The sequence below is a fragment of the Acinetobacter sp. TR3 genome (assembly GCF_027105055.1).
In the GTDB taxonomy this organism is placed as follows: Bacteria; Pseudomonadota; Gammaproteobacteria; order Pseudomonadales; family Moraxellaceae; genus Acinetobacter.
Genome location: NZ_CP114264.1, coordinates 1,059,434 through 1,082,192, shown reverse-complemented (window position 1 = coordinate 1,082,192; position 22,759 = coordinate 1,059,434). Strand labels below are relative to the sequence as shown.

General features: G+C 37.7%; 19 protein-coding genes and 2 pseudogenes. 6 read left to right on the top strand and 15 right to left on the bottom strand.

Going from position 1 to position 22,759, the window contains the following annotated elements:
* Positions 1-85: 85 nt before the first annotated feature.
* From O1449_RS05145 to O1449_RS05105, 8 genes are all read right to left on the bottom strand, one after another.
* Positions 86-847, bottom strand: coding sequence for an alpha-ketoglutarate-dependent dioxygenase AlkB family protein (locus O1449_RS05145; protein WP_269239359.1), 762 nt, complete (start codon positions 845-847; stop codon positions 86-88).
* A gap of 1 nt (position 848) precedes the next feature.
* Positions 849-1,616 carry a methyltransferase domain-containing protein gene (locus tag O1449_RS05140; RefSeq protein WP_269239358.1) on the bottom strand — a complete coding sequence of 256 codons (768 nt, stop codon included), beginning with the start codon at positions 1,614-1,616 and terminating at the stop codon, positions 849-851.
* A gap of 185 nt (positions 1,617-1,801) precedes the next feature.
* Complete coding sequence (gene csm6 / locus O1449_RS05135) at positions 1,802-2,932, bottom strand: CRISPR-associated ring nuclease Csm6 (protein WP_269239357.1); 1,131 nt, start codon at positions 2,930-2,932, stop codon at positions 1,802-1,804.
* A 539-nt stretch (positions 2,933-3,471) separates the two neighbouring features.
* Complete coding sequence (locus O1449_RS05125; protein WP_269239356.1) at positions 3,472-3,699, bottom strand: helix-turn-helix transcriptional regulator; 228 nt, start codon at positions 3,697-3,699, stop codon at positions 3,472-3,474.
* Positions 3,700-3,787: 88 nt separating this feature from the next.
* Positions 3,788-4,690: a recombination directionality factor gene (locus O1449_RS05120; RefSeq protein WP_269239355.1), complete on the bottom strand. Its 903-nt coding sequence runs from the start codon at positions 4,688-4,690 to the stop codon at positions 3,788-3,790.
* Between the two features lie 146 nt (positions 4,691-4,836).
* Positions 4,837-5,964: a YqaJ viral recombinase family nuclease gene (locus O1449_RS05115; RefSeq protein WP_004801545.1), complete on the bottom strand. Its 1,128-nt coding sequence runs from the start codon at positions 5,962-5,964 to the stop codon at positions 4,837-4,839.
* A 146-nt stretch (positions 5,965-6,110) separates the two neighbouring features.
* On the bottom strand, positions 6,111-7,166 hold the full coding sequence (locus O1449_RS05110; RefSeq protein WP_269239354.1) for a DUF932 domain-containing protein: 1,056 nt from the start codon (positions 7,164-7,166) through the stop codon (positions 6,111-6,113).
* Between the two features lie 63 nt (positions 7,167-7,229).
* Positions 7,230-7,547, bottom strand: coding sequence for a hypothetical protein (locus tag O1449_RS05105; RefSeq protein ID WP_269239353.1), 318 nt, complete (start codon positions 7,545-7,547; stop codon positions 7,230-7,232).
* A gap of 800 nt (positions 7,548-8,347) precedes the next feature.
* On the opposite strand from O1449_RS05105, the gene O1449_RS05100 reads away from it, so the two are divergent.
* Positions 8,348-9,469, top strand: coding sequence for a hypothetical protein (locus tag O1449_RS05100; RefSeq protein ID WP_269239352.1), 1,122 nt, complete (start codon positions 8,348-8,350; stop codon positions 9,467-9,469).
* Between the two features lie 113 nt (positions 9,470-9,582).
* Positions 9,583-10,092 (top strand): annotated as a pseudogene (locus tag O1449_RS05095) (hypothetical protein).
* Between the two features lie 99 nt (positions 10,093-10,191).
* On the opposite strand, the gene O1449_RS05090 reads toward O1449_RS05095, so the two are convergent.
* The 6 genes and pseudogenes from O1449_RS05090 to O1449_RS05065 all read right to left on the bottom strand — a co-directional run bounded on the left by O1449_RS05090 (position 10,192) and on the right by O1449_RS05065 (position 16,628).
* Complete coding sequence (locus tag O1449_RS05090) at positions 10,192-11,055, bottom strand: hypothetical protein (protein ID WP_269239351.1); 864 nt, start codon at positions 11,053-11,055, stop codon at positions 10,192-10,194.
* Positions 11,056-11,108: 53 nt separating this feature from the next.
* A complete protein-coding gene (locus O1449_RS05085; protein WP_269239350.1) occupies positions 11,109-12,059 on the bottom strand; it encodes a YagK/YfjJ domain-containing protein in 951 nt (316 codons plus the stop codon).
* Between the two features lie 197 nt (positions 12,060-12,256).
* A complete protein-coding gene (locus O1449_RS05080) occupies positions 12,257-13,519 on the bottom strand; it encodes a hypothetical protein (protein ID WP_269239349.1) in 1,263 nt (420 codons plus the stop codon).
* 24 nt (positions 13,520-13,543) lie between these two features.
* A protein-coding gene (locus O1449_RS05075) for an IS3 family transposase (RefSeq protein WP_269238047.1) occupies positions 13,544-14,703 on the bottom strand; the annotation gives its coding sequence in 2 pieces (ribosomal slippage) (positions 13,544-14,469 and positions 14,469-14,703; 1,161 coding nt in all).
* Between the two features lie 346 nt (positions 14,704-15,049).
* Positions 15,050-15,202, bottom strand: a pseudogene (locus O1449_RS05070) (tyrosine-type recombinase/integrase); the annotation flags it as partial.
* Between the two features lie 64 nt (positions 15,203-15,266).
* Positions 15,267-16,628: a tyrosine-type recombinase/integrase gene (locus tag O1449_RS05065; protein ID WP_269239348.1), complete on the bottom strand. Its 1,362-nt coding sequence runs from the start codon at positions 16,626-16,628 to the stop codon at positions 15,267-15,269.
* 224 nt (positions 16,629-16,852) lie between these two features.
* Here O1449_RS05065 and mutS point away from each other — a divergent pair, with 224 nt between their 5' ends.
* From mutS to O1449_RS05045, 4 genes are all read left to right on the top strand, one after another.
* A complete protein-coding gene (gene mutS, locus O1449_RS05060; protein ID WP_269239347.1) occupies positions 16,853-19,510 on the top strand; it encodes a DNA mismatch repair protein MutS in 2,658 nt (885 codons plus the stop codon).
* Between the two features lie 274 nt (positions 19,511-19,784).
* The gene (gene fdxA, locus O1449_RS05055) at positions 19,785-20,114 is read left to right on the top strand and encodes a ferredoxin FdxA (RefSeq protein ID WP_004663008.1); all 330 of its coding nucleotides are present in this window, start codon (positions 19,785-19,787) and stop codon (positions 20,112-20,114) included.
* 136 nt (positions 20,115-20,250) lie between these two features.
* The gene (locus O1449_RS05050) at positions 20,251-20,964 is read left to right on the top strand and encodes a D-Ala-D-Ala carboxypeptidase family metallohydrolase (protein ID WP_269239346.1); all 714 of its coding nucleotides are present in this window, start codon (positions 20,251-20,253) and stop codon (positions 20,962-20,964) included.
* A gap of 138 nt (positions 20,965-21,102) precedes the next feature.
* Complete coding sequence (locus O1449_RS05045) at positions 21,103-21,771, top strand: O-methyltransferase (RefSeq protein WP_018677296.1); 669 nt, start codon at positions 21,103-21,105, stop codon at positions 21,769-21,771.
* 119 nt (positions 21,772-21,890) lie between these two features.
* Here O1449_RS05045 and O1449_RS05040 read toward each other — a convergent pair whose 3' ends face one another.
* Entirely contained in the window at positions 21,891-22,733 is an 843-nt protein-coding gene (locus O1449_RS05040) for a universal stress protein (RefSeq protein WP_269228326.1), read from the bottom strand.
* Positions 22,734-22,759: the final 26 nt, after the last annotated feature.

Here is a 22,759-nt window from a genome sequence, read left to right as displayed (position 1 = left end):
GAACAATGCTTTAACTAGATTTGTATTTGTCACTTAGTTTAATTTTTATCCCAAAAAACATACCTAACAAAATAGTTCACAAGGATTATCCGTAAATCGTCCTGAAAGTTAAATTAAATCTAGAAGCATGAATTTTTTTCCGTTTAGGAACTGCATGTTCCCAAAAATGCTGCATTTCTCCAAACATAATCAGCAAACTACCATGTTGTAATGGCACCGTAAACTTAAGCTGATGGTCATCTTTGTGACGTACCTGAAAATCCCGTGTCTCTCCAAAGTTGACGGAAGCAATTGTAGGATTTCTACCTAATTCAGGTTCATCATCTGTATGCCAGTTAAGGTAATCCTCTCCATTTCGGTACCAATTCATTAAGACACTGTTGAATTGTGTATCCGTAACTTTTTCAATTTGTTGTTTTATATACCGTAAGCCTTTATTCCATGGATTCGGTTGCGACAAGATGCCTGAGTACTTATACGCCTTACCCTCATCTGCATACCAACTGGTCAATCTTGGTAAAGGATTTTTTTTCCCATAAAGATTGATAAAATCCTGTTTCCATAAAATATTTTTAAATTTTATATTTTTAAAAGCTTCAGATTGAATTTCACTCCAATCAATCTGATTTATCTCATAAATATCATTTTCCAAAAAATATTCTACTGAACGATCACTGATTTTCTTAGAGAAAAACAGAGGTGCATAAAATAGCATGCCATTTGGAATATAAATGATAAAGCCTTGGCGTGATTGATCCCACTCACTAAAAAACCCAGTAACTTGAGGTAAAGTAAATGGAAGCTCTCTAATTGGATTATCAATTAAAGTATCAAATAAATCATTCATTTTAGTTAATCTCGATCTTCAAGCAGAAGAAAACATGATTCATATTTTTCTCATCACTAAAACGTTCAAACTTTGTATAAGAAATCGCCAAACTTTCATCTTGCTCGATATTTAATAAGGTTTTATACAATGATCCTAGACGAGCAGTTCCACCGTAGCAATTACGATCATTACTTACAGCAATAAGGTAATGCGTCCCACCATCAACTAAAATTTTATTAAACAACTTAAATTGATCAAAACCCTCAATATCCAATATATTTGAGAAAATATGAACATTCATTTTATCAGTATTAATGTTTAAATGATTTTCCTCTACATCATCCAATTCTTTTGCAAATGTTTGGATATTTAAATGAGGTAACTTACATTGCAATATGCTCTTTGCACGTGTTAACGCAATTTCAGAGGGTTCAATCAGTGTGATTTGAGAGATCTTTTCCTGTAAACCGAAAGTATTTTCAATTAAAAGTAAAGTTGCTAATCCTTGTCCACAACCATAATCGTATAAGTGAATATCTTGATCATTGTTATCACTCAACATTTCAACAATATTCGGTACGACATGGTTCCATTGACGCTGGACCATTAAACCGTACGAATACAAATACTGATTCAGCAATCTTGGACAGTCAATAATTGCACGACCACGATTTAAGCTTGATTGTGCACTCATATCTTGGCCAGCAAGCTTACGTAGTGATGAGAAAGTAAGACTTTTTGGTGTCATGATTTTTTGTTGAATTGCATTAATAACAGCATCATTCATCTTAGTACCCTTTAAATATCTAATTTATGGGTACATGTTAAATAAACTGATTTGTGAACTTTAAATTTTGGAAGCTTATGTCTGGAATGCATAATCCCAATATGTAAATAGAATAAAGTACCGCGTATTTAGGCCTCAGCAACTTATAAAAAACGTAAGCTTACGGCATGCCATTCCAATACATATTAAATCACTCTATCTCTAAAATTATTAATCACAACAATTTGGTCTTTATCTATCGGTAAAGAGAAAGGAGTACTTCTACCATTCTGCTTTGGCAGAATACGAGCCGCCAATTCATTACCTAACTGTTTTTCTAAATGTTTTTTAAGTTTCGACTTGGTACTATCAAAAAAATCCTTGCTTATTTCAATATTCGTATCACTATCCTTCAACTCATCATAATGAATCAAATATTCCGCAGTAAGTTCACGAATATATTCTTGTTCAGCAAGGCTCATTTCTCCTTTTTGAGACCCAGTAGGAGCTTTTATACCTGCTTTACCTTGAATTTTATAATCAGCAAACCACATTAGAAGTGCCATTTCACGTGGTGGTAAATCTGCCTTGATAGAATTGTTGACCTGAATATATTGTTGAGTAACATTAATTTCTAAAGATAGTGTCTGATTCACCTGGTTTAGTTGTTCTATCACATCAGAAAATTGATAATTACTCATTTTTAATGGGTGAGTTGAGGGTAGAGTATTTCTTAAGCGTACGAAAGGAATGTTTGCTAGAAATACTTTTGCATTTTGTGCATTTAATCTTTCTTGAGAATTGTACTTACCTACGTAATATTCATACGGGGTCGGATAATAGAAACCTTCCGCAAACTCAAACTCCTCAGATACTAAAACATGAGACATGCTATCTTGCGCTCTACCATACAACGATAAGGCATAACCTGCATAGAATCCCATCGTTTTTCTACCACCAGCAATTGATACGTGTAATGTAGAATTTTTATCTTCAGTAAATAGCTTAATCAAACGACAAGTTTCATTTGCAGCAAGTTCGTTATCATCCAAAGTTTTAAGATCTTCTAGCTCTTCACCAGCATGAGTTATTACATGAAGTTTGGAATCATTAAATTTAATATCTGGCAAATCAAAATCTTTAAGGAATTGTTCAAAAATACCATCATTAAACAAACGCGATCTAATCTGTATTTTACCTTTAGCTGTTGTTAATACATGTATTTCACTAGGCAGCCATCTATCAGAATTTTCAGGATCAACAGCTAATGCATATAAGGTTTCAGTAATAATCTGAGGGGTCATTCCAACCACCAAAAATAAAATATTTTTTTGCATCAAATTCTACCCACATCCCGGTTTGAATAAACTTTAGATCGCTCAATAACAATTATGATCTATAAATAATTCTATAATTTTATCTCTAGATGGAGATAAACACCCAAAATTTTATAGCATAATTTTAATTAACAACTATATCCAGAATAGTAGAATGTAAGCTTGCCAAATAATTGCCCGTTCCTATTTTGATGTGTGCAGACAAAAACGGAGACTTTAACTTGGTAAACAATGAATTAATTCATCATCCTAATTATAGAAGTAGAGAAGAAGCAAAAGCAGGTATTACGAAATACATCGAGCTATTTTATAATTAGTAGTGAATTCAAAAAGGCTTGAATTTCAAGACACTGAATCAAACGGCAAAAGACTTTTTCAAGCTAGCTGTCTAAAATCTCCCAAGTGAAAGTCTCCTATTAATTCAGCACACATCAATTTGCCTGTGCACTATTAATAAATTTAAATCGTTGTTGCTACAAAATCAAAAAATAAATCAACAGCTATAAATAGAATTGCAAAAAAAGAGAGCATCAGCTCTCTCAGCGTTGAGCCATCTTGGACTCAATCCATTGATTGATTTCCAAAACTGACCAACAAATACGGTTTTTTGTCATCTTAATTTTTTTCGGGAAAGTCGAATCGTAGTATGGAGATTTTTCGTTCATTATGTCATAAACAGTGGAACGACTAAGACCTGTATATTCTACTACTTGTTTAATACTAATGAGTTGATGTACCTGAAAAGTTTGACCTGTGAACGCATTCATGATGTTTTTCTCCCAATCAATGATGCGAGCGCGATTTCGCTCAAATAATAGAGCCCGCTGTAAGAAAAAACGTCCTGCTTACACCCATTCAATTCACAGCCTGAACCGATTGCTGTAAACCTTTCTGAATATCCTGAACATGAGTTAAATCATGCGTTTGCTGATGTTGCTCAGATTTAGCTTCCTCAGTAAAAAACTCCTCAACAATATCCAAGCCCTCTTCACCACCTATCTCAAAGCTGGCATTGCCATAGCCCTGTCGTGCCACATGGTCCAACGCCTCCTGATAAAACCCTGCTGCCTTGCTTTGTTCATCTATCTGTTTGGCTGACGAAATTGCCTCCTGTAAATTGATTCCATCACGTAAAGTTAAATCCACGTAATAGATCGGAGTACGATAACTTTGGATGGTGCTTTTGCCCCTCAATGTGAGTTGCAGAGGCAGACATGAAAGTAAGTCACCCGATGCTGCGTGGTAGTAACGAAGCCTTGCTGCTAAGGTACGAATACTATTAAAGCCTGTGGTTCTAAAGATGAAGGTGCCAAACTCATCTGATTCATCTAAATTCACATACAGCCGTCCGTAGGGCTTGCATAACCCACCTTGAGCCAGTGGACATAAATCAGGTGATGGGCATGGGTGTTGTTCAATGCCATTTTGTCCGAGTCGCTGACAGGTTTCGCCATTGCCTGAGCAGATTAAGCGTCCAGTTTGGCGGTCAAATAGGCTGTACTCTGCCCGTAGGTTCAGTTCAGGATCATTAAAGATCATACGGACTGGAATGCTTCTCAACTTTTGATTCTGATTCGGTGCTTTGGCACGGAGTTGTTCATCCAGTGGATGCTTCACCCACCCTTCTTTATTTTGGATTTGACTGGTAATGGTAAATTGATCATCCTTTTCAGGCAGACGTTTTCCATTCTTTTCGACAATTTTGCCGATACTGATACGCCCCAACACAGGTGGGGTAATAGCTAAACCTTTAATCATGATGATGTACTCTATATAGATGTTGAAATGGCGTTTAAATTTGGATAAATAAATTTTGGGCATAAAAAATCCCATACTTGTTTGGGGTATGGGATCAGTTGGTTGGGGTGTTAGTTAAATTGAAATGGGTTACTTGGGTATCAGCCCTATCCACCATTCGGATAAATCTGAAAGCGTCGTGTTCCTGCTTTGGTTTGGGGAAATTGCTGTAGGTATTCAGGATGCTGTTTAAGCAATGATTTACTGTCTAGGCTGATTGAGTCTTGTGATTTCTTCCATGTGACTGAACCACCTGTAAATACCGCTCGCTCTGCTTCTTTCATCATCATTTGTAGTTGATGTTTCAGTTCATCAAAATACTGCTGGTGTTGTTCAACTTTATGTCGCTCCTCTAGTAACTGATTAAACAAATAATTAGCTTGTTCATTTTGGGTCAGGTCTTCTACTGTTAATGGAATCTGTTCAGGATAAAGTTGTTGCAAGGCTTTAGCTGCTGAATCCGAAGCATCTACACTGGGTGGAATACCTGTTTCGACACATTGCCAGAAATGACGTTCCGCATTAATGATGTGCTGAATCACAGTTTCATTACGAGTCACTTTATAGATTTTGGTTTCATGCCCACAGATCAAGGCACAAATATGCGCTGCCTGTTTACCTGTCACTGCCAATTGATGCTGTACCTGACACAGCACATATAAAGGCACGCCATCTCGCCATAGTTTTGCGCCATATTCCCCCACGGTTTTACATTCCAAAATTTGCACTTCTTCATTACCGACTACAGCATAATCCAAGTTCGCCAACATAAACTGTTTGTCTTCATCAGGGTGTTGCAATACTGCATTAACTCGACGGACTTTATGATTGGTGTGCATGCTGTAGTATTCAGCCACCAAAGGTTCTAGCTTTTTTCCCCAGTACAAGGGTGCGTAACCTGCACTTTCATCCTCGATGTTTTGTTGCATCCGCCCTGTCTTGATCATCCACAGTTCCAGCATCGACATATAGGGATTCAGTCCACAGGCCGTTGCTGCATCACTGCTGCCAATACCCTGTTTTCTGACTTCTAACCATTGTTGATAGTTCATCTGTTTGGTGTTGGCAAGTCTTTTTGCTGTAAGGGCTTTGGTCTTTCGTGGTTGCGTATTCGGTCGATCTCGTTTGGTTCGGGTTCCCACCTCAATCTGCTGAATGGATTGATTTAGATTCGGTAAATAGGGTTGTAGTGGTGGGTTATTTAGCGTGTTTTGAATTTGAGTATGACTATTCATTGCAATTATTCCTGTATCGATAAAATCGTAAAAGCTGAATTTTGGGCATAAAAAAGCCGCATGAGGGTGCGGCTAAAGGTGTTGCTGTGCTTGTACGGTGTTACTGTATGCTTAGGCTAATGGAGCTGGCTTAATTGAAACTGAATTTAGGCAATCATTCTCAATGCCTGTTCCAGACCACGCTGTTTAATGGCAGCCCCTGCACCAAACCATGCTGAATCGAGTCGATGATCGGTACTCATCGCTCGACGTTCATGGTCACAGAACTCGGTGATGCTGCACAATAATCCATAAGCGGTATCCTTGGCTGAACTCAGTTCTGCACCACGTCCATGTCCGTTAAACATGGTCATGACTTTCGACATGGCACGTCCATTTGGCTCGGTTTTATTGTCCGCTTTGGTTGGGGTGTTGATGCCTTGGTTTGGCATAGCAGCATTTCGATAGAACTGAATGATGCTTTCATCTTGTTCAGCCATAGTTAGGTTGGTATTGTTAAACACCGCATCAAAGAAGGCTGCTGCTTCCTGCTGAGTTACCTTACGCTGGCTCAGTTGTTTCATTTCATACATGTGTTCATCCCATGCACGGACTGAAATACCCAACTGTTGTTTAACTTTCTCAGCATCGAAACGAGTGCTGTGTGGGACTTTAACCACACCTGCACTGGTATTTTGTCCTTTGAGAGCAATTGCCAAAGTATTGTTACATACCACCCGGATACTGGTGAACTGTGCAGTGGTTGCTAGAGTGCCATCACAAGCCGTCGCTAGTAGAATATAGCCATTACTCACATCCTTACCCTTGAGTGCTGAAGTCTGTCCAGTCTTGGCTAATGCCCAGAATTTCTTACCGCCTTTGAGTACGCCTGCGGTTTCCAGCTCAAAGCCTGATTGCTCAGTCAGATCTTTGTAGAAATGTAGGATTTCCATCGGTTGGACTTCCTGAAAACGTTGGCTGACTACGGATAAAGGTGCGTGAGTATCAGAACGGTAAAGTACTCGTTGTTCCTCAAAAGGCATGATGATGCTTTGTCCCTTTTCATTCTGTGCCATATAACTGACATCGGAAGATTCAATCCGCCAGTCCATACCTGCCTGCTCTGCCCAGACCTCCAACGGCTGATTTGGAGTGAGTTGGTTGCCTAGTCCATGCCAAGGGGTTTGTCCAGTGAATGCCATAGTTTCAACTAAATGTGCCATAAGAATAATTCCTGTATTAATTTAAAAATGGGTAAAGCGTTGGATTTAAATTTTGCTGAATACTTAATTGCGTAAATTTGGGCTAAAGCTGCGGTCACAGTGATTGCAGTAATACTGTCTGCGATAAGTTGGGTGTAGCGGTTGTTGCTGTTCATCTTCAGTGATCAACATCCAGATACCACCAATCAGTACCCCAACGATCGCGCCTGCAATCGGTGGGATATTTAGACTTTTGGAAACACTCACGCCTAATGTGGCAAGTGCCATCGGTGACATCACACTATTGGAAATAGGATTGTTAGTTGAGGTATTAGGTAAATATTGGGGGGATTGCAGTTGTACCGTCTCTCTAGACTGGCAATAAGGACATGGCAAACTCATTGTGGTATTTCCTGTAAATGAATAAAAAAAGCCTGCTGAGGGAAGCAGGCAAAGTGATTGCAATGTAGCTAAAGCATGTATTAGTAGTGCTGTCTCAAATGGAGAAGCACCGTTCTCATTTAGATGCTATGTATTTGTATTTTTTTAGAATGGTTTTTTTATCATCAGTTTTAGGCAATTTTTGAATGATGCTTAAACAGATCAATTGACCTGTTTTTTAGCAGCGATTATGATGCAAGGGCTGACCTACATTGTCAGTCGGTTTTGACAGACCGTTTCATACAGCGCATCAGGGTTTATTCTTCTGAGTATTCCCCGTATGCGTAAAACCTTCTCGTCCCCCTTTGCGGTAGAACGGGAGGGGGACGCGTTCGCGCGTGCTGGTTCTGTATGTCCAGTCTGTCAACCCTCTTTCGTTCTGCCACCATAATCAATTGACAGTGATTCGGTAGAACTTCTAATTCATCTAGGAGTCAACCATGACGCAATTTACTGTGCTTTTTCCCCTGCACTTTCTAAGCCTCTTCGGCATTCCATTACAATTCATTTATCGCACGCTTTCGCTATGCCCTGATTGATTCAAGGCATCAATTAACTGCTGCATCCTTTTTGGTCAGTGGTGTTTTGTGCTGGGTAAAAATCATGAAATTCATCGCACAGCTTATTTGGCTTGTCCTTATTGTGCTCAGTAACAGCATAGTTAGAGCCTATGACAGCCAAGCAGAATGTATTTGAAATTACAGTCAATTTCATAATTCATTTTTAAAAACTTTAAAAATATTGGATGGGGAAATAATAGGATGAAATACGTTTCAATTGCGCTGCTCACCAGCCTTACGTTGGTCGGATGCTCAAAACCACAACAAGATGATGTACAGAAAAAAGAGCTATCTCAAAAGATTGAAAAAATGTCATTGAATGATGCTGCCCCTGCACAGGCTGTTTCGTCCCCTTTGATTATCGCTCGAAATCAAATTACACCTCCGCTCACCAAAACAGGAAAAGACTTTCAGGAACTCATCAAAGATGAGGGGTATTTTTCCTTTTATCCACCGTATAAAACCATCTATGGATTGCAGATGTTTGCTGAAAATGACGATGTTGCAGATTATTGTGCAAACTGCGTGTATTTCCAGTCCATTCTCAATGATTTAAGAAATGTGCTGGCTTTAAAAAACAATCAAGTTTTAGTGATCGGACATACTGATCAACAGTTTCCTGCATTCACTTTTGCTTTAGGTGATGACTATTCTTTGCGTGCAGCGCATGATACGGCAATCAATTATATAAGATCGACAATGCAGGTGACTCCACCACAAAAAGATCAATTTGAGAGTACAGAACAATATCAACAACGTATTCAGACACTTCAAAATGAGTTGGATACTAAAAATGCCCATCTAAATTATGACTTAAAACTTTTAGAGCTCAGTTTAAATGCTACGTCTGGTCAAAGTCTGTTTATGCCAAGCAGCTATACACCGAATGATCGACCAAATGGTCCGATTGATAATTTTGTTTATTACGATGCTGATTCGAAACAATTACATTTTGAGAATATGAATTTCGCATCTGATCTTATTGTGAATTTCACAGCCCCATCCACGCCAGAGTTAGCACAAAATATTATTACGGCTGGTGGACAGAAGTATGTCGGTTACATTTTTAACTTCAATAATCATAAATTGGAATTAGAGAGCTTAGTCATTTATCAGGCCAACAACACTCAAGCTGATTCTGCGAATGAACCGATTGCCATCCTTGAACCGAGCACCATGTCCTTTCAACGCAAACATTTCAACGGCATAGAAAATGCTCGATTAAAGCAATTTGATGTGACACTGAAAAAGCCAATTCCTTTTGATTTTAGCTTGGAAAACTACACGCCGATCGAAAAGGTATTTAAAAAGATCGATGAGTAATTCCCACTTTTATAAAAAGTAAAAAATTGATTGACCAAACAATTAAATACACAGAGTTGGGCTTTCACCCAACCCTGTAGATCACAATATTCGATTAAATATAGGCATGTGTAATGAATTTTATTCCATCGATTGTTTTATCCAGTGTGTTGCTACTGACTTTAACTGCGTGTAATTCAGGTAACGATGCACCAAAACCAAAGGATACCCCAACTCAAACAAGTGAGCATAGCACTGCTGATACGACTGAAACTCCCCCTCAATCCGAAGATGATTTTCCACCCGTAGATAAATCCTTTTTAGAAGATGAAACATATAATGCCGAGGAAGTGACTGAACCCACTGTACAAGAACAGTTTGAAGTCCGTGTTCGTCGTTAAGAATCACAATACTCCATGACAGGCTATACCGATTTATTAAACATCATGTCTTTAAACGATGCTCCAACCACCATTACAGGCGTTTTAATCAATCGTGGCAATTGTAAAAGCAAAGGCACATACGATTACCAAAATATGCGCTATGGTTCTGTGGCAAAGGTCTATCTTGGTTGTTCCGCTGAATATGTGCGTGAAGTGACGGTCACCACCAATAGCGGTTTGACCTATACTTATAATTTTTAGGCATTCGCCCATTCATGTTTCAGTGGATTAGTGGTCTAAGCGCATTGTTTTCCTTAGACCACTATTCGACAACAACTCCATTAACTTTACTGAACAAAACTAATTCAGCGTTAAAGGGATGCGTTCACAGTCAAAAGTTTTGCGACGAGTTCGCATCACCCTTAAATAATGATTTTTACTATTCGCATTGAAATCACTCTTCAGCAATTGCAGGTTACGTTGAATCTGCCTGTCATCTTGGCAATTCACTGACCATCCTTTTTTAGCTTGCTCTTCAATGTAGACTTCACCAAAACCATTACTGAGTTCCTCACACTTTGCTATCAGTTTATTGGCATGGTCAGATAAGGTCGTGTCCTGTGCTTGTCCAGCATAAATAAAGTAGATCTGGAGGTAGTAGCCCTGTTCAGGATGATGTTTTATCTTCCAAATCACTGAGTGGATGCAACGGAATACATTGGTCTCCCTTGCCCTGACCTCTCTTAATAAGGCATTGACATAACACTCAAAACCGTTAAATCCTAATGACGATACACCTTCCTTGATACCAAATCGTATTGGAAAAATCATTAAGCAATCTGTGTATTGCATGGTATTCAATAAGAAACGTTCGACCTTCTTCGTTTCAGCCTTATTCTGTTTTTGGTCGTATTGATGACCGTCCTGTATCCGTTCAAATTGCGACTGGATATCAGCGATCATCAACTCAATCACATGATCGGGCAGGTCACGAATATTTTCATACAATCTATATTTATTGGCTTGAAATAAGGCTCGTTCAATTAGCTTAAAAATAATGATGGAATCAATATAGGTATAACCCTGAATAAAAAAGCGTCTAGACTTGATGATTAAGGGAATAATTTGTTGCTTGAATTGTTCACAATTGATTTGGCCATCCACCACATCCTTGATAAATTTTTCAATTTCACAAAAGGTTTGAGCTTCGTTGTAGGTCGTCATGAGAAAACACATCCTAGGTTATTTGTTCATATCACTAGGAGTGCCGTAGTTTTTTAATTGTTGTTTGACTTAAATCCACATCGCTGCAAGGTTTGAGCAACACCTCTACGCCAAGCAACATCAAACTGCCCAATACCAAAAGTCCGCATATACGGTACTTTAGCTAAAAGCCACTGTTCAGACTTTTCAGGATTAACCAGATACATTGCTGCATTCAATGCATTGGATACCTCATCTAAATTGTTCCGATTAATCAGTCCAACACCCAAACGACCCAATTTTTCATAATGTGCTTTGATTTCTGATGTATTACAGCTATAGAAAATACCCTGTTGCTGAGTGATCTCTTTCCATAATTGTCCAACTTGATCAGCGAGATACCAGTCATTCTGACGTTTGGATGGATCGTAGATCAGTAATAAATGGCAATGATAGCCTTTATCAGGACCCTGCTCTAATGCCCATGCATATCCCTGTAAGCCATAGAAGTATGTATCTTTATTCGCAATTCGATTGAGTAAAATACCAAGATCAGATTTGACCTGTTCAATGTTAATTAAATGCCTGTATTCCATTGCATAGGACAAATCCACTCGAACAAATAGCAGTTGAGAATAATGATTTAATAGTTGTTGTAAGTACTGCGATAAGGATGTTCTATTAGCAACTTCTAATTGAACTTGATAGTACTGTTCATGAAAGTAGTATGGTTGATACTGAAGTAAACACATTTGAAGAATTGAGATTTGCTGTTCATCCAACTGCTCCAAGCTAAGTGGCTTGGATACACCAACGAAGTACTCAATCCATTGCATACACTGAATAAAACATTCGATTGTTTTGGCATATACCAAATGCGGTTGATAGATTGGCTTAAATGCATGATAAAGCACATTCAAGCTCAATAAGAATTCTTGTTGAGAGATTGGATAAAAACAAACCTGTTTAACAAACTGATCAATTGCATGTGTCAGGCTTGCTTCATTCCAAGTTACTGTAATCATGTAGGATACTCATCTGATTGGATTCATATCACTGCCTGATCTGTAGTTTTTAAATTCTGCCTCATATATATGAGTAAAGAACCATGAACCATCTAAACCTATAAGCCATTGATAGTTAGTATTAATAATTACTTATAATAACTTTAAAAACCAACTAAGACCTAACGACCGCTCAAGCGTAACCCAATGAAGCAAACTTAGCCTGAATCACGAACATTTTCTTTGCTTGGATGAGCTAAAGTTAGTTTTTCAGCATTAGGCTTCTTTAAGTGTCCTCGGAAAGAACGAGAAAAGGTATATTTAAAATGACCAACTACTGACTGCCCATTAGAATCGTAAAGTTGTTTCTCTGGAGCAATATAGCAATAAAGAAAAATTTGTAGCTCAGCGGGGAAAAAGTATTTTTCAGCTAGTACTGTATAATTAACTGCACTATCAATAAAATCGCTAAATTTTTTTGATTTTTCATGCTTAATAACACAGTAATTTTGTTTTAAATGACCTATTGAATAACTTATATAGCTAGGCGCCGCACTAAATTTTATTTTTTTTATTTCATTATCAATAGAAAAATCACTAAAAATTTCCCATTGATATATCAATAAGTCTATGAAATTTTTAAGATCAGCCAAACTATAGCTAGGTATAAAAAATATGATACGAAAGTAATATCCTTTTTTTGAAGAGAATTCCCAAGTTCCTATATACCCAACAAAAACACTTAAGTTCCTAATAGATCTTATTTTATTCAAGAATTTCCTTTTGGCGTTTGCATAATCTATAGAATGTTGTGAATTATCCATATAAAAATTAATTGAACATGCTGTAAGGGAACCATGCTGTTCTAGTAATTTTTTTACATATAGCGTGTATTCTTTTTTCTTCTTATTGAAGGCGCTGTCTAAATTTCTAGTTTTTCTATTTTTTTGTAAAAGTATTTTGTAACTGATCATCATCTCATTGATAAGTTCAACCGATTCATTTGATATCTCCTCTATGTTAGCTAGTGACTCTAAAGTTTGAGCTTGGCTAATAAACTTTAATTTTAATCTAATATCTTTATCTGGAAAACTGTTGGGATCTGTATGAATAATCCCGTTATCAACCCTTATATTTTTTATACAAAAACCCCAAAATGCATAAAAAAGTTCAAGCCTGTCACTAATTTCCATTACTTTAAATTCATTAATCTGATTTATAAAGAAATATTCTTTGAAAATTAGCGTAAATGGGAACCATTTTTTTGCATAATGAGATGCCATGTATGATATTTGTGGCTGATTGATACTTCCAATCCCTTTGTCAGTGTTGCGAGTAAACAAGCCTCTTTTTAAAAACAAATCTGTTTTTGTAGTCTCAATATCTAATAAAAAAAGCTCTAAATCTCTTAAATCATATAAGTTTGTTATTAAACTTTTACCTATATTGTACTGACTATAGAACCCATTCTCACTCCACATTTTTATCATTTCTTCGAATTGATCCTAGACAGTATCGTGGACAACCGATCCCTCTAAATTCTTGAAATATTTCTGTTCAAAGGCTTCTGGACTTAACCAGCCATTTGCAGAATGCCTTCTGATTCGATTGTAGTAAACTTCAATATACTCAAACAAGATAGCATTTGCCTCTTTTCTCGTAGAAAATACACTGCCATGTACTACATGCCCCTTCAGGGTATGGAAGAAGCTTTCGGTCACTGCATTGTCCCAACAGTTTCCTCGTCTAGACATGCTTTGAATACAGTTATTCGTCAATAATAGCGCCCTAAAATCACGACTACAGTACTGACTACCTTGATCCGAATGCACCATGACACCCGTTGGATAACCCTGACGAGCCATTGCATAATTAAACGCATCACACACCAATTGGCGGTCTATTCGATGGCTGGTTTGCCAACCCACAATACGACGGCTGAATAGATCTAGCATCACACATAAATACAGCCAGCCTTCTTTAGTTCGGATATAGGTAATATCCGTTGTCCAAACTTTATTAGGCTGAGTAACTGTAAATTGGCGATCCAACAAATTTGATGCTGTAGACAAACGATGGTTTGAATCAGTCGTATGCTTGTATTTACGTGCAATCCTACTACGTAAACCAAGCTTTTTTAGCATCCTTCCAACGGTACGTTCGCTCATGCGATAACCTAAATCACGCATGTCATGTACCAATGACGGTGCACCCAAGCGCGCATGATGCTGCCAATATACAACTTTTAAATCATTGTATTTCTGCGCTGTATTGGTCTGGCGTTTTCGCCAGGCATAATAGCCTGAAGTGCTGACATCTAGGCATTTACAGACAGAAGACACAGTGACTTCATTTATATCCATATCTTGAATTACCGTGTACTTTTCTTGGCATGATCTGTCAGAAAGTACACATGCGCTTTTTTTAAGATGTCATTGGCTTCCTTGAGCTGTTTGACTTCTTTTTCTAATTCCAAGATCCGCTGTTGTTCAGGAGAAAGTTGACGTTTGCTTGAACCTACTGGATTGGCTTCACGAATCCATTTATCTAAGGTTGAATAACCCACACCTAATTTATGGGCGATTGCAGCTATAGGCTCGTGGGAGTTTGAAAGTGCATGATCAATTGCTTGCTGTTTAAATTCCGGACTAAAACGTTTAGCCATTTCTTGGATCTCCAAAGATTGAAGTTACGTTATCTTTAGAGGGACATGCTGTCCATTATTTTGGCTAGGATCAAATGTAGTGTAAATTTGCCTTGATTTATCATATATATTAGACATAATTCAATTTACTCAATAAGTTACATAAAATTATAAACATAATTTTGTATAAAAATAACATCATATTTAATATCAAAAACATATATTTATTTTACTTAAGAGAAAACTTTGTATCTGATTTTTTATAGTGTTGTACTTTTGGATCCCCTATCTCCTATAAGTTAGTCATTTTTAACACATATAAAAAAACCTAACTTTCAAAGCTAGGTCTTCTTCAATAGTGAATAAATTAAATATTCAACCAGTCCTTAATCCGTCTTCCATACCACTCCATTATTTTTACACGATCATCCCAATACTGAGCACGGCTATAAGCTGAACGAATTCTATTTTTTGGCACATGTGCAAGCTGACGTTCAATTGCATCAGGATTGAATAGATTTCCTTAATTCAATACTTTATAAATAAATTACGAAAAACACATTTTGATTATTTATCATCCACCATTAAATGTTATTTTTTATTATGCTATCCAAATGATCTGCCCACTTCTGTAACCACTCCGCACATTCCCTTTCATAATTATGCAGGTTATATGTTCCCTCGATTCCCTTTTTGGAATGTCCCAAAACTGCTTCAGCAACATCTGTGGGACAGCCTAATCTAGATAACCCTGTTCTTACGGTTCTTCGCAAATCATGTGGATTCCAATCATCCATATCTGTTAACCAAAGCTGTTCAGGACGAAAATTAGCCTGAACTTTATCTGGGTTTTTCATTTGCCACTTTATTTCTGTAAGAGACTTTTGTTGAATAGGTAGCCCTGTTCGAGATGAGGCAAACAAATATTCTTGATCTGGTTGATATAAATTCCGTAAAAAACTGACACACTGCCTTGATAGCTGCACATAACGCTCAGTACTATTTTTAGAAGCTTTTAGATGCCATGTTCCATGATCCAAATCAAAATCCCGCCATTTAGCATCACATAGCTCTCCAGTCCGGCAACCTGTCCACAACGTTAAATAAAGGATATGTTTTTGATGGGTTGTAAATCCTGATGTGGGCAACCAAGCCAATACACGTTTTAATTCCTGATCATTTAAAACTCGTGTGCCCTTTTTACAAGTTACTTTCAACCTTGACTGCTTGATACTCATTTTGGCTAATAAGGCAGGATTGGCAAAATTGGCTGGAAATCGCTCTAGTCCAATAGCGTATTCATATGCTAACGTCAATTCAGACAATACTCGCCCAGCCTGTACATTAGAACCACGATCAATAATTTCCTTGGTTAAAGCCACCACATCTTTTCGTGTTACTTCTAAAGCAACATGATTACCTAAAACTCGTACTGCATCGCCATACAGGGTTCGTCGTGTTTCAGATTGGCCTTTGGGCTTTCTTGCCCCTAAGACCTTCTTCCTTTCTCCTATCCGAGGGTCAGCAACCCAGTGATCTTCAATCACCTCCGTCAAATACATCTCTATCATTTCATGTACAGTAAGTTGAGACATATCTTTTTGTGCAAGCTCATGCTCAATCTGTTGTTGAAGCTTCTCCTGCTCTTTTTTTTGTTTTGGACAAATCCCCTGATTTCGTTCAGCCTTTAAACGAATCAGTTCTATCCTAGCCTCCGCCAATGTAACTTGCGGGAAAGTTCCAATCTTGTATTGTTTAATCGAATCATCCACAGGACTACGATAGCGGTAGAAAAAAGTCTTCATACCTGTTTTGCCGCAATGTACCCGCAACCCCACATATTCCCCAATATCAGCTTTATCAGGATCACCAATTTTCATCTTCTCGATAGCTTTGGCTGAAAGTGCTTTTTTTATTGGCGTTTGTTGATCTATCGAACGAACCACTTTAATCCTCACAGAAAGATTGAATTATTTGTTATCCTTTCAAGCTGCCTATTTTCCAATATTGATAAGGAATGATGGCTAGTTTAAACTAAAACAACCTACACTAAAACCTACACTAACGTTTTGGCTTGGGTTGTATTTGCTTAGATTTTCTCCTACACCTTCGGATATTCTGTTTATGCCAAAAACTATCAAACACATTGAAAATAAAGGACTTAACAACAATGAATGATAATAACAACATGGCAGATATTTCCAACCACACCCCAATGATGCAGCAATATCTCAAAGTCAAAACAGACTATCAACATGCATTGCTGTTCTATCGTATGGGTGACTTTTATGAACTATTCTTTGAAGATGCTCATCAAGCGGCCAAACTTTTAGGGATTACCCTCACCCATCGCGGTAAAGCGAGTGGGCAACCGATTCCAATGGCTGGTGTACCTTATCATTCAGCCGAAGGCTACCTTGCCCGCTTAGTTAAATCTGGTCGCACAGTTGCAATTTGTGAGCAAGTTGGGGAAGTCACAGGAAAAGGCCCCGTTGAGCGTAAAGTAGTTCGTATTCTTACACCAGGAACTTTGACTGATGATGCATTACTTAGCAGTTATCAGTCTTCAAATCTGGTTGCTTTATGTATTCAACAAAATCAAATTGGGTTTGCATTACTCGATTTAAGTGCTGGTATTTTTAAGGTTCAGCAACAAGACTATAAACCTGAACAATTGGCGATTGAACTGGCTCGTTTGATGCCAAGTGAGATTTTGATTGATGAAGATCTGATTGATAAAAATATTATTGAACAGATTAAAAAGAATCTAGACTGTCCAATTACTAAACGTCCAAATGTTGATTTTAATTTAAATAATGCACAAAAAACTTTGTGTGACCAGTTCTCAGTTTCAACTTTATCAGGCTTTGGTCTAGATCCACTCCCTTTGGCAAAAGCAGCAGCAGCAGCTTTAATTCATTATGCCAAAGAAACACAAAAGACGGCTTTACCGCATATTCGTTCAATTCAGATTGAGCAAAGTACCGATTTTATTGCACTCGACCCCATTACTCGCCGTAATTTAGAAATTATTGAACCGTTATTTGATCATGGTACATCCTTATTCCAACTAATTAATGATTGTCAAACGGCAATGGGTGGTCGCTTATTGAGTCGAACGCTTATGCAACCGATTCGTGATACTGCCATATTAGATGCTCGCTTAGATGCCTCAGAGCAATTATTAAAAGGGTTTCATGAGTCTCCTGCTCGTTTAGTACTAAAAGAGATTGGAGATATTGAACGGGTACTGAGCCGTGTTGCTTTGGGCAGTGCACGTCCACGCGATTTAGTTCAACTGCGTCAAGCATGCGCACAAATTCCATTTTTACGACATGCTTTAGCACCTGTACTGAAAACCCAACAATCTAAATTATTAAATCAACTGGATAATCAATTAGGTGATTTCAAAAGTCTACATCAACATTTAATGGCGGCAATTGTTGAAAATCCGCCAGTATTATTACGCGATGGTAATGTGATTGCTGAAGGTTATGATGATGAATTGGATGAATTACGTAAAATTCGCGATCATGCGGGGCAATTTTTAATTGATTTAGAAATTAAAGAACGCCAGCGTACTGGAATCAATACACTTAAAATTGGTTATAATCGTGTCAGTGGTTACTATATTGAGTTGACTCGTAGCCAAGCAGAGCAAGCACCAGCCGATTATATACGTCGTCAAACCCTCAAAAACGCTGAACGTTATATCACACCTGAACTAAAAAGCTTTGAAGATAAAGTCCTTTCAAGTGAATCACGTGCGCTTGCCCGTGAAAAGCTTTTGTTTGAATCCTTATTAGATGAGCTTCGCCAAAATATTGCTCAATTACAAATGATGAGCGCAGCAATTGCACATATTGATGTACTGGCAAATTTTGCACATCAAGCCAGATTAAATAATTGGACAAGACCTGAATTTACGGCTGAAACCAGCATCAAAATTCAAGCTGGTCGTCATCCAGTTGTTGAAGCTTTAAATAAAGCACCATTTACACCGAATGATACGACTCTAGACCCACAACACCGTATGGCCATTATTACGGGTCCAAATATGGGGGGTAAATCGACATTTATGCGTCAGACTGCATTGATCAGTTTACTTGCTTACTGTGGTAGTTTCGTTCCCGCAAAATCGGCAAAACTGGGTTCAATTGATCGAATCTTTACCCGTATCGGTTCTGCGGATGATTTGTCGACAGGTAAATCTACTTTTATGGTGGAAATGACTGAAACCTCACAGATTTTACATCATGCTACAAGTCAATCTTTAGTTCTGATGGATGAAGTTGGTCGTGGTACGAGTACTTATGATGGCCTCTCTTTAGCTTGGGCATGTGTACTTGATTTGACGAAGCGTGTGAAATGTCTATGTTTATTTGCAACACACTACTTTGAGTTAACCGAACTTGGTGGTGAAGTTGGTATTGATAATTATCATGTGACAGCACAAGAACTGAATGGCAATTTAATTTTATTGCACAAGGTGCAACATGGCCCTGCGAGTCAAAGCCACGGTTTACAAGTTGCAAAACTGGCGGGAATTCCAGCTAGCGTAATTAAAGAGGCGCAAAAGCGCTTAAAGATTCTTGAAAAGCAACAACATCATCATTTGCAAAATACAGTTCAAAATGATTTATTCAGTTCACTTGAGCATGAAATTGAAACTCAAGTTGTTGAGAAAATTGTTGAAGTGGAAGCTCAATCCCCTGTTCTTGAGTTATTGGATAAAATTGATGTAGATGATCTAACTCCACGTCAGGCACTTGAACAACTTTATCAGCTCAAAGCCTTGTTTAAATCCAGTCAAACCCTCGAAAATTAAGACTAGATCATCAGCTCTAGCATTTAGTTAGAGCTGATTTAAATCAATAACCACTTTAAATATCTCTGTTGTATCAATTGGCAAACGATTTTTCAGAGGATCATTCTTGAATTTAGCAGGTTATTGAGACTTATTATCAATAAAAGTCATATAAATAAGCCCATTTCATTGATACGAATAATAAATATCAATAAAAGGAATTGTTTCTATCGGTATTTTTTGCCTAAAATACACTATGCAAAATGAAAACCATATTTTTTAGGTAGCTGCCGCCATGACCTTTGTTGTCACCGAAAATTGTATTAAATGTAAATATCAAGACTGTGTTGAAGTTTGCCCTGTAGATTGCTTCTATGAAGGTCCAAACTTCCTTGTCATCAATCCAGATGAATGTATTGACTGTGCATTGTGTGAACCTGAATGTCCAGCAAATGCGATTTTCTCTGAAGATGAGCTACCTGAAGGCCAAGAAGCGTTTATTGAACTGAATGCTGAACTCTCTGAAAAATGGGCAGGTAATAACATCACTCAAATTGGTGAACAACCTGCTGATCGTGAAGAATGGAATGGCAAACCAAATAAATTGCAATATTTAGAAAAATAATCATAAAAAAGACCAGTACGGACTGGTCTTTTTTTATACTCGAATCACACATTTCTTTGCAATTGCACCATTATCTGTGCGTTATTTTGCATTAAAATAATCCATCTATCACCTATAGATTGTGAACCACCTTTTTATGATGCGAAATAAATTACAGGGTCTCTTATCATTTTGTATCATCCCTGTGATGATGGTCGGTTGTGTCAGTTCAGCCACTAAAGTGAATCAAAATCAGGGTAAAAGAATTTATATTCCTGAAGAACAAATCACTTTTACTCGCCCAATTCCCAATAAAGTTGAACCTACCTCTTACCGCCAATGGCTCAATCAAGGTGAAAACTATGCACGCGTCCGCGAATACGAGCAGTTTTTAAATCGTAATAATGTTGCACATATTATTCCAAGTTTTGAATTATTACGTACCGCTAGAGATTGGCAAAAATGTGGTCGTTCGGAATATATGGTGCCGAATCGTGAGCTATGGAATAATTCACTTTCAACCTTACGCGTCTTTAAATATCTGATTGCTGCTAAAGTTCTCACCGATTTCGAAGTAACCTCCGTTTACCGTGATTTGCCATTAAACCAATGTGCAGGTGGTGCGGGTTCTTCTAAGCATTTGTTCAATTCAGCAATCGACTTCCGTATCGGGCCTGAAGTACCGCAACCGCAAGACTATGCATATATTGAACAGACCAAATTTAAACTTTGCCAATTTTGGATGCAGCATGGGCAGAGTTTAAATCTTGGAATCGGCTTGTACAGTTCTGGTCAAATTCATATTGATACTCAAGGTTATCGAACTTGGGGACCTGACCTCACCCGTAATAGTTCAATGTGTAACGTCTAATTTAAATAGACTTAAATCAAGAAGAGATCTAAACGGTCTCTTTTTCATTTCAGTGACACTGATTAATTCAGTAATCAAATTGCACTCTGAGCATAAATGTTTAAAATGCAGCTAACAGATTCGTAGGTAAACTTGATTATGCAACAGATGTGGACCGACATTGATGACTATATCAATTCACATTTAATTCCCACAGACCCAAGACTTCAACATGCATTAGACAATACCGATACGCAGGGATTTTCTAATCATTTGGCTGTTGCGCCTAATCAAGGCATGTTTTTGCAAATGTTGATTCAGATGAACCAATGCAAACGGGTACTGGAACTAGGAACTTTTGGTGCCTATAGTACCATTTGGCTTGCAAAAGCATTACCTGAAGATGGCTATCTACTCACAGTAGAAGGTCGAGATACCCACGTCATTATTGCTCAGGAAAATATTGATTTTGCCAAGATGCCAACCAATATCGAGCTCAAGAAAGGTCGTGGTGCAGATATTATGAAGCAACTCATTGCTGAAGGCAGTGAACCCTTTGATTTGATTTTCATTGATGCCGATAAGCAAAGTTATCGTGAATACTTTGAATTAAGCTTGCAACTTTCTCATTCAGGAACGATTATTGTGCTTGATAACGTCATTCGTGCAGGTGCTATCTTAGATGAAAATAATAAGAAGCCTAGTATTGAAGGCATTCGTGAAGCATTCACAGCATTAAAAGATCATCCTCAACTTTTGTCTTGCACCGCATTACAAACAGTTGGCTCAAAGGGACATGATGGCTTTGCAATTGCAATTGTGAAATAAAGATCAAAAAACAATCTAAAATAATTAGTTGTTTAATATCAATGTATTATATTTATCCACAGTGCTTTTCCATATAGTTATCCACAGTAATTGCGGATAACTATATGGAATAAAATGAATCACTTAGCAACGAGTAAGGGTACATTGGCATTTCGGAAGATCGTTGTGGTGATACTCCCCAAGAAAAATTGATGAATTTTACTATGGCTAAAAGCACCTAAAACAATCAGTTGAATGTCATGTTCTCTTTGATATTCAAGAATATTTTGTGCAACATCCCCGTATCGATAAATTGGTATAACATCTAAACCCGCATCTTTTAAATATTTTTCTGGCTCTGCCAGCATTTCTGGATGATCACCCACATACAGCAAATGACATTGTAACTTTCTCAATAAATCACTTTGTGCTATACGTTGCAGCATTTTTTGACAGGTCGGTGAATACTCATAAGCGAAAATAAAGCGTTTCGGTGGTTCAAAATGCTCACCTACTGTAATCACTGTACAGTTTGCACCACGAATAAAGTTTTCAACATTGCTGCCTATGGGCTTATTCTTTTCTGCTGCTCGCTCACCCACACGGCCAATAATCACAACATCATTTTCTTTCAAGATGTTAAAACTTTGTTCAAGAAAATCGCCCTTTTCTTGAATCTTGGTACTGGTTAAATCGTATTGTTTCTCTATGAATTCTGAAATATGTTTAAGTAAATTGTTACTATAATCAAGCGCGAGTTCACTTTGCTTTTGCTCTAGTTCGGCTAGCTCTTTGAGTAACATCGCATTACTTTCAAAACCAATTACGCCACTAATTTCACCTAAATGATAGCTTGCGGGATAATAGTCCAGAATTTGCAACAGTACTAATTCTCTTTGAGTTTGCTTAGCAACCCAAACTGCCGCTTCAGCAACAGCATCAATACAGGGTGAAGAATCGATACATGCAATGACACGGTTCATTTTCGCCTCTCTTTAGGTATATACCT